The sequence below is a fragment of the Thermopolyspora sp. NPDC052614 genome (genome assembly GCF_040678635.1).
Lineage (GTDB): Bacteria > Actinomycetota > Actinomycetes > Streptosporangiales > Streptosporangiaceae > Thermopolyspora.
Map to the genome: position 1 here is coordinate 53,749 of NZ_JBFATZ010000011.1, position 16,776 is coordinate 70,524.

At 72.2% G+C, this 16,776-nt stretch carries 14 protein-coding genes; 10 read left to right on the forward strand and 4 right to left on the reverse strand.

Annotated features, from left to right (window positions below):
- Positions 1-390: 390 nt before the first annotated feature.
- Together AB0K60_RS23280 and dnaE are read left to right on the forward strand one after the other, a co-directional pair.
- On the forward strand, positions 391-684 hold the full coding sequence (locus tag AB0K60_RS23280; RefSeq protein WP_364059131.1) for a chorismate mutase: 294 nt from the start codon (positions 391-393) through the stop codon (positions 682-684).
- Positions 685-835: 151 nt separating this feature from the next.
- Entirely contained in the window at positions 836-4,357 is a 3,522-nt protein-coding gene (dnaE, locus tag AB0K60_RS23285; protein ID WP_364058597.1) for a DNA polymerase III subunit alpha, read from the forward strand.
- Here the strand turns inward: dnaE and AB0K60_RS23290 are convergent.
- The 4 genes from AB0K60_RS23290 to ybaK form a co-directional block, all read right to left on the reverse strand.
- Positions 4,354-6,714 carry a transglycosylase domain-containing protein gene (locus AB0K60_RS23290; RefSeq protein ID WP_364058600.1) on the reverse strand — a complete coding sequence of 787 codons (2,361 nt, stop codon included), beginning with the start codon at positions 6,712-6,714 and terminating at the stop codon, positions 4,354-4,356. The two genes, dnaE and AB0K60_RS23290, sit on opposite strands and share 4 nt — an antisense overlap.
- Positions 6,715-6,767: 53 nt before the next feature.
- The gene (gene murA / locus AB0K60_RS23295; RefSeq protein ID WP_364058604.1) at positions 6,768-8,072 is read right to left on the reverse strand and encodes a UDP-N-acetylglucosamine 1-carboxyvinyltransferase; all 1,305 of its coding nucleotides are present in this window, start codon (positions 8,070-8,072) and stop codon (positions 6,768-6,770) included.
- 788 nt (positions 8,073-8,860) lie between these two features.
- Positions 8,861-10,282 carry an amidase gene (locus tag AB0K60_RS23300; protein ID WP_364058607.1) on the reverse strand — a complete coding sequence of 474 codons (1,422 nt, stop codon included), beginning with the start codon at positions 10,280-10,282 and terminating at the stop codon, positions 8,861-8,863.
- Between the two features lie 164 nt (positions 10,283-10,446).
- The gene (gene ybaK / locus AB0K60_RS23305; RefSeq protein ID WP_364058610.1) at positions 10,447-10,983 is read right to left on the reverse strand and encodes a Cys-tRNA(Pro) deacylase; all 537 of its coding nucleotides are present in this window, start codon (positions 10,981-10,983) and stop codon (positions 10,447-10,449) included.
- Between the two features lie 127 nt (positions 10,984-11,110).
- On the opposite strand from ybaK, the gene hisD reads away from it, so the two are divergent.
- Genes hisD through hisF form a run of 8 tightly spaced genes read left to right on the forward strand, consistent with a single transcriptional unit; the run spans position 11,111 to position 16,752 of the window.
- Positions 11,111-12,418, forward strand: coding sequence for a histidinol dehydrogenase (gene hisD, locus AB0K60_RS23310; protein WP_364058613.1), 1,308 nt, complete (start codon positions 11,111-11,113; stop codon positions 12,416-12,418).
- The gene (locus tag AB0K60_RS23315) at positions 12,415-13,521 is read left to right on the forward strand and encodes a histidinol-phosphate transaminase (RefSeq protein ID WP_364058616.1); all 1,107 of its coding nucleotides are present in this window, start codon (positions 12,415-12,417) and stop codon (positions 13,519-13,521) included. The genes hisD and AB0K60_RS23315 overlap by 4 nt, the downstream gene beginning before the upstream one ends.
- Positions 13,518-14,111: an imidazoleglycerol-phosphate dehydratase HisB gene (gene hisB / locus AB0K60_RS23320; protein WP_364058619.1), complete on the forward strand. Its 594-nt coding sequence runs from the start codon at positions 13,518-13,520 to the stop codon at positions 14,109-14,111. The genes AB0K60_RS23315 and hisB overlap by 4 nt, the downstream gene beginning before the upstream one ends.
- A complete protein-coding gene (locus AB0K60_RS23325) occupies positions 14,108-14,263 on the forward strand; it encodes a hypothetical protein (protein WP_364058622.1) in 156 nt (51 codons plus the stop codon). Before hisB ends, AB0K60_RS23325 begins: the two co-directional genes overlap by 4 nt.
- Positions 14,254-14,889 (forward strand): imidazole glycerol phosphate synthase subunit HisH, encoded by a 636-nt coding sequence (hisH, locus tag AB0K60_RS23330; RefSeq protein ID WP_364058625.1) that lies wholly within the window; start codon positions 14,254-14,256, stop codon positions 14,887-14,889. The genes AB0K60_RS23325 and hisH overlap by 10 nt, the downstream gene beginning before the upstream one ends.
- Before the next feature lie 31 nt (positions 14,890-14,920).
- Positions 14,921-15,259, forward strand: a complete 339-nt coding sequence (locus AB0K60_RS23335; protein WP_364058628.1) for a hypothetical protein — start codon at positions 14,921-14,923, stop codon at positions 15,257-15,259.
- 3 nt (positions 15,260-15,262) lie between these two features.
- Positions 15,263-15,985, forward strand: a complete 723-nt coding sequence (gene priA / locus AB0K60_RS23340; protein WP_364058631.1) for a bifunctional 1-(5-phosphoribosyl)-5-((5-phosphoribosylamino)methylideneamino)imidazole-4-carboxamide isomerase/phosphoribosylanthranilate isomerase PriA — start codon at positions 15,263-15,265, stop codon at positions 15,983-15,985.
- Complete coding sequence (gene hisF / locus AB0K60_RS23345) at positions 15,982-16,752, forward strand: imidazole glycerol phosphate synthase subunit HisF (protein WP_364058634.1); 771 nt, start codon at positions 15,982-15,984, stop codon at positions 16,750-16,752. Before priA ends, hisF begins: the two co-directional genes overlap by 4 nt.
- Positions 16,753-16,776: the final 24 nt, after the last annotated feature.

The window sequence follows — 16,776 nt, forward strand, 5'->3', positions numbered from 1 at the left end:
GCTGCTAGGCTGCATGTGTGGATCGCGCATGTCTGTTTAGGTGGCCGGCTCGGGGAGTCCGGTCGTGAAGGCATGAGACAGCGACCGTCCGGAGCCGGCAGCGGGCAGAGACCTTCGTCTCTGCCCTTCGTGTTTCTTTGCGACAGAACCCGCACCGCCGCAGGACCGGTCGTCCCGGCAGGCGGCCGTACACCCGGAACAGTGATCACGATGACAGCATCTCGGTACGACGCCGGACCTCTGAACGCGGGGCCTGCCGACGCGCAGCCTCCCGACGCCGGGGTCCGTGACGGCGCGCTTCTCGACGGCGGACCTCTCGGCGACCGGCGCTCGCGGGCGGAGCGGGCGGAGACGGACACCGCGGGCGAGACCGCGGCGCTCGTCGACGCCCTGCTCGGCTCCGACGAGCCCGACTCGATCGCCGACGCCCGCGCGGCCATCGACCGCGTGGACGCGGCCCTGGCGGTCCTGCTGGAGCGCCGCGCCGAGCTCGCCGGCAGGATCCAGCGCCTCAAACCCGTCGGCGGCTTCGCCGGGCGCGACCTGGACCGCGAACGTCGGCTCGTCGCCGCGATGGCCCGGCACGCCCCGCGGCTCGGCGAGGCCCGCATCGCCAGGATCATGAACGCGGTCATCGAGGCGGGGCTGGACCTCGCCGAGGAGGATCTCCGCGGGGAGTCCTGACGGCGGGGGTTCCAGCCCGGGAACCACGACGCGCCGTACCGCGGGACCTTTCCGTAGGATTCGGACGGGACCGTAAAGCCTCGCCCGAGGGAGCGCGATCTCGGCGTAGGCTTCCTTCGCCAGGTTGTCGGGAGCGAGAGGGGCGGGCCCTATGGCCGAGTCGTTTGTGCATCTGCATGTCCACACGGAGTACTCCATGCTGGACGGAGCCGCCCGGTTGAAGCAGATGTTCAAACGCGTCGTCGAGGAGGGCATGCCCGCCATCGCGATCACCGACCACGGGAACCTGCACGGCACCTACGACTTCTACAAGCAGGCCACCGCGGCCGGGGTCAAGCCGATCCTGGGCATCGAGGCCTACGTCGCCCCCGAGTCGCGGCACCAGAAGCGGCCGGTGCTGTGGGGCGAGCCGCACCAGAAGAGCGACGACGTGTCCGCGGGCGGCTACTACACCCACATGACGATCTGGGCCAGGAACAAGACCGGCCTGCACAACCTGATGAAGCTCAGCTCCCGCGCCTACACCGAGGGCTTCGTGCGCAAGTGGGCGCGGATGGACGCCGAGCTGCTCGCCGAGCACTCCGAGGGGCTGATGGCCACCACCGGGTGCCCCTCCGGCGAGGTGCAGACCCGGCTGCGGCTCGGGCAGTACGACGAGGCGGTGAAGGCCGCCGCGAAGTACCAGGAGATCTTCGGAAAGGACAACTACTACCTGGAGATCATGGATCACGGGCTCGACATCGAGCGCCGGGTCCGCGACGGGCTGACCCGCATCAGCAAGGAGCTGAACATCCCGCCGCTGGTCACCAACGACTCGCACTACACCCTCGAGTCCGAGGCCTCCAGCCACGACGCGTTGCTGTGCATCCAGACCGGCAAGCAGCTGTCCGACCCCGACCGGTTCCGGTTCGACGGCAGCGGCTACTACATCAAGACCGCCGACGAGATGCGCGCGGTGGACTCCTCCGACCTGTGGGCCGAGGGCTGCCGCAACACGCTGCTGGTCGCCGAGAAAGTCGATCCGGAGGGCATGTTCGGTTTCAAGAACCTCATGCCGACCTATCCCATCCCCGAGGGGATGACGGAGGAGGAGTTCTTCCGGCAGGAGGTCTGGCGGGGCATGGAGCGCCGCTTCCCCGGCGGCGTCGACGAGGAGCACCGCACCTGGGTCGAGAACGAGATCAACGTCATCGTGCAGATGGGCTTCCCGAGCTACTTCCTCGTGGTGGCCGACTTCATCATGTGGGCGAAGAACAACGGCATCCGGGTGGGCCCCGGGCGTGGCTCGGCGGCCGGCTCGCTGGTCGCCTACGCGCTCGGCATCACCGACCTCGACCCGATCCCGCACGGACTGATCTTCGAGCGGTTCCTCAACCCCGAGCGCGTCTCGATGCCCGACATCGACATCGACTTCGACGAGCGCCGGCGCGCCGACGTGATCAGGTACGTGACCGAGAAGTGGGGCGCCGACAAGGTCGCCATGATCGCCACCTTCGGCACCATCAAGGCGAAGGCCGCCATCAAGGACGCGGGCCGCGTCCTGGGCTACCCGTACGCGCTGGGCGACCGCATCTCCAAGGCGTTCCCGCCCGCCGTGATGGGCAAGGACATCCCGCTCACCGGCATCTTCGACGAGTCCCACGCCCGGTACGCCGAGGCGGGCGAGCTGCGCAAGATGTACGACGAGGACGTCGACGTCAAGTCGACGATGGACCTCGCCAGGGGCCTGGAGGGCCTGATCCGGCAGACCGGCGTGCACGCCGCGGGCGTCATCATGTCCGCCGAGCCGCTCACCGACTACATCCCGATCATGCGCCGCGACTCCGACGGCGCGATCATCACGCAGTTCGACTACCCGACCTGCGAGACGCTCGGCCTGCTGAAGATGGACTTCCTGGGCCTGCGCAACCTCACGATCATCGACGACTGCCTGAAGATGATCGAGGCCAACACCGGGGAGAAGATCGAGCTGCTCGACCTGCCGCTCGACGACACCAAGACCTACGAGCTGCTGGCCCGGGGCGACACGCTCGGCATCTTCCAGCTTGACGGCGGCGGCATGCGCTCGCTGCTGCGCCTGATGCGCCCCGACAACTTCGAGGACATCTCCGCGGCGCTCGCGCTCTACCGCCCCGGCCCGATGGGCGCCAACTCCCACACCAACTACGCCCTGCGCAAGAACGGCCAGCAGGAGATCATTCCGATCCACCCCGAGCTGGAGGAGCCGCTGCGCGACATCCTCTCCACGACCTACGGCCTGATCGTCTATCAGGAGCAGGTCATGGCCATCGCGCAGAAGGTCGCCGGGTACTCGCTCGGCGGCGCGGACCTGCTGCGCCGCGCGATGGGCAAGAAGAAGAAGGCCGAACTGGACAAGCAGTTCGAGTTCTTCGAGAAGGGCATGAAGGACAACGGCTTCTCCAACGAGGCGATCAAGGCCCTGTGGGACATCCTGCTGCCGTTCTCCGACTACGCGTTCAACAAGGCCCACACGGCGGGGTACGGCCTGGTGTCGTACTGGACCGCCTATCTCAAGGCGAACCACCCCGCGGCGTACATGGCGGCCCTGCTCACCAGCGTCAAGGACGACAAGGACAAGAGCGCGCTCTACCTCAACGAGTGCCGCCGCATGGGCATCAAGGTCTTCCCGCCGGACGTCAACGACTCCGACTCCGACTTCACGCCGCGCGGCAACGACATCCGCTTCGGCCTGTCGGCGATCCGCAACGTCGGCGCGAACGTCGTCGACGCGATCATCCAGGCGCGCACCGAGAAGGGCCGGTTCGCGGACTTCACCGACTTCCTGCGCAAGGTCCCGGCGCTGGTCTGCAACAAGCGGGTCATCGAGTCGCTCATCAAGGCGGGCGCGTTCGACTCGCTCGGGCACCAGCGCAAGGGCCTGGTCATGGTGCACGAGCAGGCCGTGGACGCGGTCATCGACATCAAGAAGAACGAGGCGATCGGCCAGGACTCGCTGTTCGGCGCGGTCGAGGGCGTCGAGGACCAGACCTTCGACGTGCAGATCCCGCCGGGGGAGTGGGACAAGACCACGCTGCTCACCTTCGAGCGCGAGATGCTCGGCCTGTACGTCTCCGACCACCCGCTGCTCGGCGTCGAGCACATCCTGTCCGCCGGGGCCGACTGCTCGGTGGCCGCGCTGCAGTCCGAGGAACGCCCCGACGGGCAGATCGTCACCGTCGGCGGCATCCTCACCGGCCTGCAGCGCAAGGTCACCAAGAAGGGCGACACCTGGGTGCTCACCACCCTGGAGGACCTCGAAGGCGCCATCGAGGTGATGATCTTCCCCTCGACGTACCAGCTCTGCGCGACCATCCTGGCCGAGGACGCGATCGTCTTCGTCAAGGGGCGGCTGGACCGGCGCGAGGACGTCGCGAAGATCATCGCGATGGAGGTGACGCTGCCCGATCTCACCGCCGAGGCCGGCGGGCCGCTCGTGGTCAGCGTCGCGGAGAACCGGTGCACGATGCCCCTGGTCACCCGGCTGAAGGAGGTCCTCACCACCCACCCGGGCACCACCGAGGTGCACCTGCAGGTGCACCGAGGCGCCAAGACCACCGTGCTGCGGCTCGACGACCGGCTGCGCGTGGCCCCCTCACCGGCGTTGATGGGCGACCTCAAACAGCTTCTCGGCCCGGCGTGTCTGGGGGCCTAGCCGTACCAGCGTTGGCGGGGGAGGTCGAACAGGTTGTCGGCTCGGCGTATCTCGGCGCGTAGCCACTCACGCCACCAATCGGGCAGGCCGTCCGGGGACTCCTGCGGGCGGCCGAGCGCCCGGCGGAGGCGGTCCCACCAGTCGCGGCCCGAGTCCCGGCCGGGGCGCGTCTTCGGGGTGTGGCCGCCGCCGAACCGCCGCATGTCCGGCGGCCTGAACCGGGTGGGCGGGGCGTGGCGCAACGCCGCGCGCATCGAGTCCGCCCAGATCGGGCCGGGCAGCGTCGCCCCCTGCACCCGGCCGTACCAGCGTCCGCCGATCGTCACGCCGCGCAGGGGGTGACGGTAGGCGCCGCGGATGTCGCCCAGGCTCACCGCCGCCGCCAGCCGGGGCGTGTACCCGGCGAACCAGGCGGCGGTGTTGCCGTCCGTGGTGCCGGTCTTGCCCGCCACCGGCCTGCCGATGCCCTGGCCGCGCATCGTGCCCCGGGTGAACACGCCGCGCAGCACGTGATTGACCGCGTCGGCCACCTTCGGCCGCAGCGCCCGGCGGCAGACCGGGGGGATCCGGGTGCGGGTGCCGTCCCGCGCCACGATCTCCGTGATCGCCGTGGGCCGGCAGTACCGGCCGCGCGCGGCGAACGCGGCGAACGCGGCCGCCACCGTGACCGGATCCACCTCGTCCACGCCCAGCGTGAACGTCGGCACCTGGCGCAGCGGCCCGCCGTCGGCCCGCCGCACCCCGAGCGCGCGGGCCGTGCGCACCACCGCGCACAGGCCGACCTTGCGCTCCAGCATCATGTAGAAGATGTTCACCGACCGCCAGGTGCCGGTGCTGAGGCTGTACGGCCGGCCAGACGCCCTGCCGTCCGCGTTGCGCACCGTGACGCCCGGGGTGCCGACCTTGCGGCCCTGGCAGTCGATGTATCCCTTCGCCGGAACCAGCCGGCCCGGCGTGGCGAACCCCTGGTTGAAGCGCCACCCCTGGGACAGGGCGGTGGCGAGCGTGAACACCTTGAAGATCGACCCGGCCTGGAAGCCCATGCCGCCACCGTGTCTTTGGTCGGCCCCGAGGTTGTAGGAGGTGTTCGCGGACGGGCCCGGGCGGGCTCCCGGCCCGTGCGGGCCTGCGCGGCGGCCGGACCCGGCGGCGTCGGTCCCGCCCCGCGAGCCGGCCCCGCCGCCGTGCCCGTCGTCCGGCCCCCGCTCGTCGGGGCCGTAGCGTTTGCTGGCGGCGATCGCCAGGATGCCGCCGGTGCCGGGCCGTACCATCGCCTCGGCGGCCACCTGGGGGTCGGTGGGGTGCACGCGGGCGGCGATGGCCCGCTCGGCCGCCCGCTGCTTCGCCCGGTTGAGCGTGGTGCGGATCACCAGGCCGCCGCGGGTCAGCCGCGCCCGCCGCTCCGCCGCCGTCGCGCCGAAGATCGGGTTGGTCAGCAGCTCCTGGTAGACGTACACGCAGAAGTACGGGAAGGCGCTCTCGTAGCAGCCGCCGGGCTCGGCGCGCATGTGCAGGCCCAGCGGCGAGCGCCGCGCCTCCCGCGCCTGCTCCGCCGTGACGACGCCCAGCTTGGCCATGCGGTCGAGCACGAGGTCGCGCCGCTCACGCAGACGGGCCCGCCGCTGCGGGCCCAGTGCAGGATCGGTGAGGAACGGCGTGTGCACCGCGCCGGCGAGCGTCGCCGCCTGCGGCAGCGTCAGCAGCGCGGCGCTGGTGCCGAAGAACCGGTGCGCCGCCGCTTCGACCCCGAACGCACCCGCGCCGAAGTAGGCGATGTTCAGGTAGCGTTCGAGGATCTCGTCCTTGGTGTACTTGCGCTCCAGGCCGAGCGCGTACCGCATCTCACTGATCTTGCGCTGGAGGCTGGGCGCGCGGGCCCGCCGCCGCTCCTCCTCCGACTCGGCGCCCTCGATCTGGATGTTCTTCACCAACTGCTGGGTGAGCGACGAGCCGCCCTGCCGGACGCGCCCGGCCAGCGCGTTCACCGCCATCGCCCGCAGCACGCCCTTGAGGTCGATGCCGCCGTGCTCGTAGAAGCGCTCGTCCTCGACGGCCACGATCGCCCGGCGCATCACGGGCGCCACCTGGTCGAGCGGGACCGACCGCCGGTTGCTGGCGTAGAACTGGGCGAACGGGCGGCCGCCGCGGTCGAGCAGCACCACCCGCTCGCGCAGCGGGCGCTCGCGCGGCTCCTTCGCGCCGAGCACGAGCGCGTCCACGCCGTTCTTCACGGTGATCGCCGCGCCGCCGGCCACCGGCAGCGCGACCGCGGCCGCCACCACCCCGCCGAGTGCGGCCGTCAGCCCCAGCGTGCCGGCTTTGCCGAGCGCGTCCGCCCGCCTGCTGCCGTGCCTCACGGCAGTGAGCCTGCGCGCGGCGATCACCGTCGAAACGGAAGGCCCGGGATCCTTTACGTTCCCCTGCGGATCTTCAACCCGAGCGAGGTGAACTGCTCGAACACCCGGTGGTAGCCGCGCTCGATGTGGTTGACGCCCCGCAGCGTCGATCCGCCGTCGGCGACGGCGGCGGCGAGCACGGCGGAGAACCCGGCCCGGATGTCGGGCAGCGTCACGTCCGCGCCGCGCAGCTTCGACACGCCGCGCACCACCGCCGAGTGTTTGGCGTTGGTGTCGTGGTAGCGGCAGGCCGGGCCGCCGAGGCACACGTCGAACACCTCGATCTCGCAGCCCATCCTCTGCAGCGCCGGGACGTACACCAGGCGGTTCTCGAACACCGTCTCGTGCAGCACCGACATGCCCTCGGCCTGGGTGAACAGCACCATCAGCGGCGTCTGCCAGTCGGTCATGAACCCGGGGTGGGTGTCGGTCTGCACCGCCGCCGCCCGCAGCCCGTCGGGCGCGGACGCGGTCAGCCAGTCGTCGGTGATCTCGAACTGCGCGCCCATCCGGGCCAGCGTCGTGATCGCGGTGACCAGCCGATCCTGCGGGCAGCCGTGCACCCGCACCTCGCCGCCGGTGATGAGCCCGGCCACCAGGTAGGAGAACGCCTCGATGCGGTCGCCGGCGAGCCACATCGACGCGCCGCGCAGCTTGTCCACGCCCTCGATGACGATGCGCCGGTCCGGGCTGAGCTCGATGCGCGCCCCCATGCGCTGCAGGAACAGGGCGAGCTCCACCACCTCCGGCTCGGTCGCCGCCCCCTTGATCACCGTCTTGCCCTCGGCGAGGACCCCGGACAGCAGGATCGTCTCGGTGGCGCCGACGCTCGGGTACGGCAGCTCGATGCGGGCCCCGTGCAGCCGCTTCGCCTTGGCCGTGATGCCGTTCTCGCCGACCTCGACCTCCGCGCCCATCGCGCGCAGCGCCTCGACGTGGAAGTTGACCGGCCGCCGGCCGATCGGGTCGCCGCCGACCAGGGGAACGAACGCCTCGCCGGCCAGGTGCAGCAGCGGGGCGAGCAGGAGGATCGGGATGCGGTTCAACCCGGTGAACGCCTCCGGGACGTGGGGGCGGATCTCGCCGCCGCGTTCCAGCTCGATCTCCCGGCCGTTGACCTCGACGTTGATGCCGAGGGCCCGGAGCATGGCGGCGGTGATCCCGACCTCGCCCACCTCGGGGGTGTTGTGCAGCGTGCTTGGGCCGCTGCCGAGCATGGCCGCGACCATGTGCTTGGAAACCGCGTTCTTGGATCCCCGTACTTCGACGTCGCCGCGTAGCGGTCCTGACGGTTCGATGCTCCAAACCTGTTCGCTCACCGGATCAGCCTAACGGTGCCGGAGGGTCCGTCATGCGGGCGGTTGAAACGGTGGAGCCCCAATTTGGCGGTATGCCGGACGGGTCGTGATTGCGGGAAGCACCCTTATCCCGGCGCGCGATGCGGGTAGGTACCATCGGGCGGCGGCGGCACCCGCACCGGCCGTCGATGGGCCGTCGGTGGGCGGTCGGTGGGCCGTCGGTGGTACGAGAAGGACATGGGGACGAGGGACGGGCATGGGTGAGGTGATGCGGCATGTGCGCGACGTGCTGGGCACCGCGCTGCTGCTGACCCTGCTCGGGGTCGGCGCCGGGTTCGCCTGGTCCGCGGTCGCGCCGCCGACCCGGTACGTCACCGGCGCGGACGGGCCGCGGCTCGCCGACCCGTCCACGCAGAACCTGATCGCCGCCGACGGCCTGTTCGCCCTGATCACCGCCGGGGCCGGGCTGGCGTGCGGGATCCTCGCGTTCGCCTTCGCCCGCCGTACGGCCGTGCTGCTCGGGCTGGCCCTGGGCGGGGTGGGCGCCTCGCTGGTCGCGATGCGGATCGGGGAGTCGACGGGGTCCACCGTGCTGCAGGCGTCCGGGCCCGGGGGGTTTCAGGAGGGCAGCCGCCTGGAGGTGACCGCGCAGGGGGTGCTGCTGGCCTGGCCGCTGCTCGCGGTGGCCGCGTTCGGCCTGCTCGAGGTGCTCTCGGCGTACCTGGGGTCGGAGTATCGCCGCAGGCAGCGGCAGGCGCTCCTGATCGCCGACCTGTCCCGGCCGACGATCACGCCCGCGCCGCGGGCCGTCAGCCGGGAAGGACGGGCCGCCGGGCGCCATGGGGGGCGGCACGCTCGAAAGCACGGGCGAGGCCAAGCACCTCCCGATCCGCCCAGGGGCGGCCGACCACCTGGACACCGACGGGCAGACCCCGATCGGTGAATCCGCACGGCACCGACGCGGCCGGGGCGTGCAGGACGCTGATCCAGTACGCCGAGCGCATCCAGGCCAGGTAGTCGGGCATCGGTTGCCCGGCGATCTCGGTGACGTACGGATGCTCGACCGGGAACGGCGGGACCTGGCTGACCGGGGCGATGAGGAAGTCGTAGGAGTCGAAGAACTCGTTCATCCGCAGGAACAGGCCGCTGCGCAGGCGTTCGGCGCGGGCGAGGTCGGCACCGGTGATCTTCAGGCCGGCCTCGATGTTCCACACCACGTTCGGGGCGAGCACGTCGCGGTGCTCGTCCAGCAGGTCGCCGTACATCAGGGCGTAGTACCAGGCCCGATAGATGCGGAAGGCGTCCTCGGCGTCGCTGAGATCCAGATCGACCTGTTCCACGCGGGCACCCAGGCCCGCGAGCACCTCGGGGGCGCGGGCGGTCACCGCCGCGGTGTCCGGATCGACCGGCAGGCCGCCCAGATCCGGGCTGAAGGCGATTCGCGTGCCGGTCAGGTCCTCCGGCGGCGGCCCGGCGAACAGGTCGCCGGATTCCCGCACCGCGTGCGGCGAGGACGGGTCGAAACCGGAGATCACGCTCATCAGCAGCGCCACGTCGTCCACCGTGCGCGCCATCGGGCCGAGCACGCCGAGGGTGAACCAGGCCGACCGCTCCGACGGCAGCGGCACCCGCCCCGGCGTCGGGCGCAGCCCCACCACGTTGCAGAACGACGCCGGGTTGCGCAGCGAGCCGCCCACGTCCGAGCCGTCGGCGAGCGGCACCATCCCGGTGGCGAGCGCCGCCGCCGCGCCGCCGCTGCTGCCGCCCGCGCTGCGCGACAGGTCGTACGGGTTGCGCGTGGCGCCGAACACCTCGTTCACCGTGTGCGACCCGGTGCCGAACTCGGGGGTGTTCGTCTTGCCGATCGTGATCGCGCCCGCCGCCCGCATGCGCCGGACGATCAGCGCGTCCCGCGCGGGCACGTGGTCGACATAAACGCGGGAGCCGTACGTGGTGCGGATGCCCGCGGTGTCCGTCAGGTCCTTGTGCGCCACCGGAAGCCCGTGCAGCGGCCCCCGCCAGCGCCCGTGCGCCCAGTCCTCGTCGGCCTCGCACGCCCGATCGAGGGCCTGCTCGGCGACGAGCGTCACGATCGCGTTGACCAGCCCGTTCACCCGCTCGATGCGCCGCAGGTGCGCCTCGACGAGCTCGGCGGCGGAGACCTGTTTCGCCCGCAGCAGCGCGGACATCCGGGTCGCCGGAAGATCGCACAGCTCGTCGCCGTAGGTCATCGTGCCCAGGTCCCTTCGGCCGTCGGATCGGGTGGCGCGGCGTCGGCCGCCCCCGCCGATTGTGTCAATCCGGCCCGCTTCGGGGCCTTGGCAAGGATCGACGTCTCACGCGCCCGGCCTCGACCGTTTTTGCTGATGGAAGCTGATGGAATGGCAGGGTGCGGTCAGCCGGTCTTGCTGATCGCGGCCGTGATCGCGCCGGACAGGCGGATCAGCTCGTCCGGGGCGGTCTCGACCTGCAGCCCGCGGCGGCCCGCCGAGAAGAAGACGGTGGGGAAGCCGAGCGCGGACTCGTCCACGACCGTCGGCAGCCGTTTGCGCTGCCCGAGCGGGCTGATGCCGCCGACGACGTACCCGGTGACCCGCTCCACCTTGGCGGCGTCGGCCATCGCCGCGCGCTTCGCGCCGAGCGCCGCCGCGAACGCCTTGAGGTCCAGCCTGCCCGCCACCGGCACCACCGCGACCGCCAGGTTGCCGTCCTTGCCGTCCACCTCGGCCACGAGGGTCTTGAAGATCCGCTCGTACGGCACGCCGAGCGCGTCGGCCGCCTCCTCGCCGTACGCCTGCGCGTTCGCGTCGTGCTCGTAGGGGTGCAGGGTGAACTCCACCGCGGCCTGCGTCAGCGCCACGGTCGCCGGCGTGCCCTGGCCGCCCTTGGCGCCCCCCTTGGTGTTCCCCTTAGTGGTTTTGGTCTTGCTCACGCCGGTCAGCGTAGCCGTACGCCCACCGCTCCCGCCGAGATCTACTTTGTAAAGGCGGGGGCGCGGCCGACACGTCCGGCATGTGGACGGATCGGGATCCCGCGGCGGAGGTCCGTAAACTGGTGAGGTGATTTCCCGTATCGATCTGCGCGGCTCCCTGCCCGGAGACCTGCGCGACACGCTGCCCCGCGCCGAGCTCGACGTCGAGGCCGCCCTGGAGACAGTGCGGCCGATCTGCGACGACGTGCGCCATCGCGGCGTCGCGGCGGTACGGGAGCTGACCAAACGCTTCGACGGCGTCGAGCTGGAGTCGACCCGGGTGCCCGCCGCGGCGATCGCGACCGCCCTCGCCGGGCTCGACCCGGCCGTGCGCGCGGCCTTGGAGGAGTCGATCCGCCGCGCCCGCCTGGTCCACCGCGACCAGCGGCGCACCGACGTCACCACCCGGGTCGTGCCCGGCGGCACGGTCACCGAGCGCTGGGTGCCGGTGGAGCGGGTCGGGCTGTACGTGCCGGGCGGCCGGGCCGTCTACCCCTCGAGCGTGGTGATGAACGTCGTGCCCGCGCAGGAGGCCGGCGTCGGCTCGATCGCGGTCACCTCGCCCGCCCAGGCCGAGTTCGGCGGGCTGCCGCACCCGGCGATCCTCGCCGCGTGCGCGCTGCTCGGCGTCGAGGAGGTGTACGCCGTCGGCGGCGCGCAGGCGGTGGCGATGTTCGCCTACGGCACCGAGGAGTGCCCGCGCGCCACGATGGTGACCGGCCCGGGCAACATCTGGGTCGCCGCGGCCAAGCGCCTGCTCAAGGGCGTCATCGGCATCGACTCCGAGGCCGGGCCCACCGAGATCGCGATCCTCGCCGACGACACCGCCGACCCGGTGCACGTCGCCGCCGACCTGATAAGCCAGGCCGAGCACGACGTGATCGCCGCCGCCGTCCTCGTCACCGACTCCGAGCGGCTGGCCGACGCGGTGGAGAAGGAGCTGTCCGGGCAGGTCGCCGCCACCCGGCACAGCGAGCGGATCACCGAGGCGCTGTCCGGCCGCCAGTCCGGCATCGTGCTCGTCTCCTCGATCGACGACGGGCTCAAGGTCGTGGACGCCTACGCCGCCGAGCACCTGGAGATCCAGACCGCCGACCCGCACGCGGTCGCCGCCCGGGTCCGCAACGCCGGGGCGATCTTCATCGGGCCGTACGCCCCGGTGTCGCTCGGCGACTACCTCGCCGGGTCCAACCACGTGCTGCCCACCGGCGGCTGCGCCTGCCACTCCGGCGGTCTTTCGGTGCAGACGTTCCTGCGCGGCATCCACGTCGTCGACTACAGCCGGGAGGCGCTGGCCGACGCCGCCGCGCACGTGTGCACGCTCGCCGACGCCGAGGACCTGCCCGCGCACGGCGCGGCCGTGCGCGCCCGCTTCGACTGGGAGATCCCGTCATGACGCTCGATTTCGGCGGGATCACGCTCGCCGACCTGCCGATCCGCGACGATCTGCGGGGGCGCTCGCCGTACGGCGCCCCGCAGATCGACGTGCCGGTCCGGCTCAACACCAACGAGAACCCGTACCCGCCGTCGCCGGAGCTCGCCGCCGACGTGGCCGAGGCGGTGCGGCGCGACGCGCTGACCCTCAACCGCTACCCCGACCGGGACGCTTCTGCGCTGCGCGCCGACCTCGCCGACTACCTCGGGCACGATCTCACGCCCGACCAGGTGTGGGCGGCGAACGGATCCAACGAGATCCTCCAGCAGATCCTGCAGGTGTTCGGCGGCGCGGGCCGCAGCGCGTTGGGCTTCGAGCCGTCGTACTCGATGCACCCGATCATCACGGTCGGCACCGCCACCGAGTGGATCCCCGGCGCGCGCGACGAGGACTTCGGCATCGACCCGGACGCGGCGGTCGCGGCGATCGAGCGGCACCGGCCGGACGTGGTGTTCCTCACCTCGCCCAACAACCCGACCGGGACGGCCCTGCCCCTGGAGGCCATCGAGCGGGTGGCGCGGGCCGCGCCCGGCATGGTGATCGTGGACGAGGCGTACTTCGAGTTCGCCCGCACCGGCACGCCGAGCGCGCTGACCCTGCTGCCCGGCAACCCGCGGCTGATCGTCACCCGGACCATGTCCAAGGCGTTCGCCATGGCCGGCACCCGGCTCGGCTACCTGGCCGCGCATCCGGCGGTGGTGGAGGCGCTGCAGCTGGTGCGCCTGCCGTACCACCTGTCCACGCTGACGCAGGCGACGGCGCGGGTGGCGCTCGCGCACGCCAAGGAGCTGCTCGGCACGGTGGACGCGTTGCGCGCCGAGCGCGACGCGACCGTGGACTGGCTGCGGGCGCGCGGCCTCGACGTGGCCGACTCCGACGCGAACTTCGTGCTGTTCGGGCGGTTTGCCGACCGGCGCGCGGTGTGGGAGGGGCTGCTGGAGCACGGCGTGCTGATCCGCGAGGTCGGCCCGCCGGAGTGGCTGCGGGTGTCGATCGGCACCGGTGAGGAGATGGCGGCCTTCCGCGCCGCCCTGACGGCGGTACTGGCGCGGGAGGGCGCATGACCAGGATCGGACGCGTGGAGCGCGTCACGGGGGAGACGTCGGTGCTGGTCGAGGTGGACCTCGACGGGTCCGGCCGGTACGAGGTGGCCACCGGCGTGGGGTTCTTCGACCACATGCTGGGCCAGCTCGGCAAGCACGGCCTGTTCGACCTCACCGTGAAGACCAACGGCGACCTGCACATCGACTCCCACCACACGATCGAGGACACCGCGATCGCGCTGGGGGCCGCCTTCCGCGAGGCGCTGGGCGACAAGTCGGGCATCCGGCGGTTCGGGCATGCGTCGTGCCCGCTGGACGAGACGCTCGCCCAGGCCACCGTCGACCTGTCCGGCCGGCCGTACCTGGTGCACACCGAGCCCGAGGGCATGGCGCCGATGATCGGCCCCGAGTACGACACCACGATGACCCGGCACATCCTGGAGTCGTTCGTCGCCCAGGCGGCGATCTGCCTGCACGTGCACGTGCCGTACGGGCGCAACGCCCACCACATCGTGGAGGCCCAGTTCAAGGCCCTGGCCCGGGCGCTGCGGGAGGCGTGCGAGCCCGACCCGCGGGCGGCGGGGGTGCCGAGCACCAAGGGGGTGCTGTGACCGAGAACTGGTCCGCGATGGCGATGGTGTTCGTCGGCCTGTTCCTGGTCGGCGGGGTCGTGTCGTTCATCAAGCAGGGCATCAAGGTCGGCGCCGCGGTGCTCGGCGTCGGCGCGGCCCTGGCGCTGACCGCGGGGGTGATGTGGTGGTGAAGGTCGTCATCCTCGACTACGGGTCGGGCAACCTGCGCTCGGCCGAGCGGGCCGTCGCCCGGCTCGGGGCCGACGTCACGGTGACCGCCGACGCCGACGCGGCGATGAACGCCGACGGCCTGGTGGTGCCCGGCGTCGGCGCGTTCGCCGCCTGCATGTCCGGGCTGAGGTCCGTGGGCGGGGACCGGATCATCGGGCGGCGGCTCGCGGGCGGGCGTCCGGTGCTCGGCATCTGCGTGGGCATGCAGATCCTGTTCGAGCGCGGCATCGAGCACGGCATCGAGACCGAGGGCTGCGGCGAGTGGCCCGGCGTCGTCGAGCGCCTGGAGGCGCCCGTGCTGCCGCACATGGGGTGGAACACCGTCCAGGCCCCCGAGGGCTCGGTGCTGTTCAAGGGCATCGACCCGGGCACCCGGTTCTACTTCGTGCACTCGTACGGCGTGCGCAAGTGGGAGCTTGAGGCGGGCCCCGGCTTCGCCCCGCCGCTGGTCGCCTGGGCCGAGCACGGGGTGCCGTTCGTCGCCGCCGCCGAGAACGGGCCGCTGATGGCCACCCAGTTCCACCCGGAGAAGTCCGGCGACGCCGGTGCCGCGCTGCTGCGGAACTGGCTGGACACCCTCCGGTGAGCTCGGGCTCCGCGCGGACGGTGAGCGTGCCGTGAGCAAGGAGCGGGCCAGGCGGCGCGCCGCCCGGGAGGCGGAGAAGGCGCGCCTGGCCGCCGAGCGCGCGGCCCGGGAGGCGAGACTGGCCCGCCGCCGGGAGCGCGTGAAGGCGCTGACCGCTCTGCTGCCCCGCCCGGTCCGGGTGGCGCGGCAGGGCGGCGTGCTCGCCCGCCGCCGCCGTGCGCAGAACGCCGCCGCCGTGGTGTTCTTCCTGGTGGTTCAGGTGCTCGCCTGGGTGCTGCTGTCCGGCTGGGCGGCTCGGCTGGGCGTGCTGCTGTTGTCGATACTGCTGATGCCGGTGCTCGTCACCGTCGCCTTTGACCGGAGGTCCTAGACCATGTCGCTGGTGCTGTTGCCCGCCGTTGACGTCGCCGACGGGCAGGCCGTCCGCCTCGTACAGGGGGAGGCGGGCACCGAGACGTCCTACGGCGACCCGCTCGCCGCCGCGCTCGCCTGGCAGGAGGCCGGCGCGGAGTGGATCCATCTGGTGGACCTCGACGCCGCCTTCGGCCGCGGCTCCAACCGCGAGCTGCTCGCGTCGGTCGTGGCCGCGCTCGACGTCCAGGTGGAGCTGTCGGGCGGCATCCGCGACGACGCCTCGCTGGAGGCCGCGCTCGCCACCGGCTGCCGCCGCGTCAACATCGGCACCGCCGCGCTGGAGAACCCGTCCTGGTGCTCGAAGATCATCGCCGAGTACGGCGACCGCGTCGCCATCGGCCTCGACGTGCGCGGCACCACGCTCGCCGCCCGGGGCTGGACCCGCGAGGGCGGCGACCTGTGGGAGGTGCTCGACCGGCTGGAGGCCGACGGCTGCAGCCGCTACGTCGTCACCGACGTGACCAAGGACGGCACGCTCAAGGGCCCGAACCTGGACCTGCTGCGCCGGGTGTGCGCCCGCACCGACGCCCCCGTGATCGCCAGCGGCGGCGTCTCGTCGCTGGACGACCTGCGGGCGATCGCCTCGCTCGTGCCCGAGGGCGTCGAGGGGGCGATCGTCGGCAAGGCCCTGTACGCCCAGGCGTTCACCCTGGAGGACGCGCTGGCGGCGGTGTCGTCGTGAGCGTCGCCGTACGGGTGATCCCCTGCCTGGACGTGGACGGCGGCCGGGTGGTGAAGGGGATCAACTTCGAGAACCTGCGGGACGCGGGCGACCCGGTCGAGCTGGCCCGCCGCTACGACGCCGAGGGCGCCGACGAGCTGACGTTCCTCGACATCACCGCCTCCTCCGGGGAGCGCGAGACCATGTACGACGTGGTCCGCCGCACCGCCGAGCAGGTGTTCATCCCGCTGACCGTCGGCGGCGGGGTGCGCTCGGTGGAGGACGTGGACCGGCTGCTGCGGGCCGGGGCCGACAAGGTGAGCCTCAACACGGCGGCGATCGCCCGGCCGGAGCTGCTGCGCGAGGCCTCGCACCGTTTCGGCGCGCAGTGCGTCGTGCTGTCGGTGGACGCCCGGCGCGTCGTCGACGGGCCGCCGACGCCGTCGGGCTTCGAGGTGACCACGCACGGCGGGCGGCGCGGCACCGGCATCGACGCGGTCGAGTGGGCCCGCCGGGGCGAGGAGCTCGGCGTCGGCGAGATCCTGCTCAACTCGATGGACGGCGACGGCACCAAGGCCGGGTACGACCTGGAGATGATCCGGGCCGTGCGGGCGGCCGTGACCGTGCCGGTGATCGCCAGCGGCGGCGCCGGGGCGGTGGAGCACTTCGCCCCGGCGATCGAGGCGGGCGCGGACGCGGTGCTCGCGGCGAGCGTGCTGCACTTCGGGGAGCTCACGATCGCCGACATCAAGTCCGCCCTGCGCGAGGCGGGCAACCCCGTTCGATGATCCGGGTTCTTGATCCGGTAGCGG

Coding starts and splice junctions, on each gene's coding strand:
- dnaE (WP_364058597.1), top strand. CDS start 836: ATGGCCGAGTCGTTTGTGCATCTGCATGTCCACACGGAGTACTCCATG.
- AB0K60_RS23300 (WP_364058607.1), bottom strand. CDS start 10,282: ATGACCTACGGCGACGAGCTGTGCGATCTTCCGGCGACCCGGATGTCC.
- hisB (WP_364058619.1), top strand. CDS start 13,518: ATGACCAGGATCGGACGCGTGGAGCGCGTCACGGGGGAGACGTCGGTG.
- priA (WP_364058631.1), top strand. CDS start 15,263: ATGTCGCTGGTGCTGTTGCCCGCCGTTGACGTCGCCGACGGGCAGGCC.
- AB0K60_RS23315 (WP_364058616.1), top strand. CDS start 12,415: ATGACGCTCGATTTCGGCGGGATCACGCTCGCCGACCTGCCGATCCGC.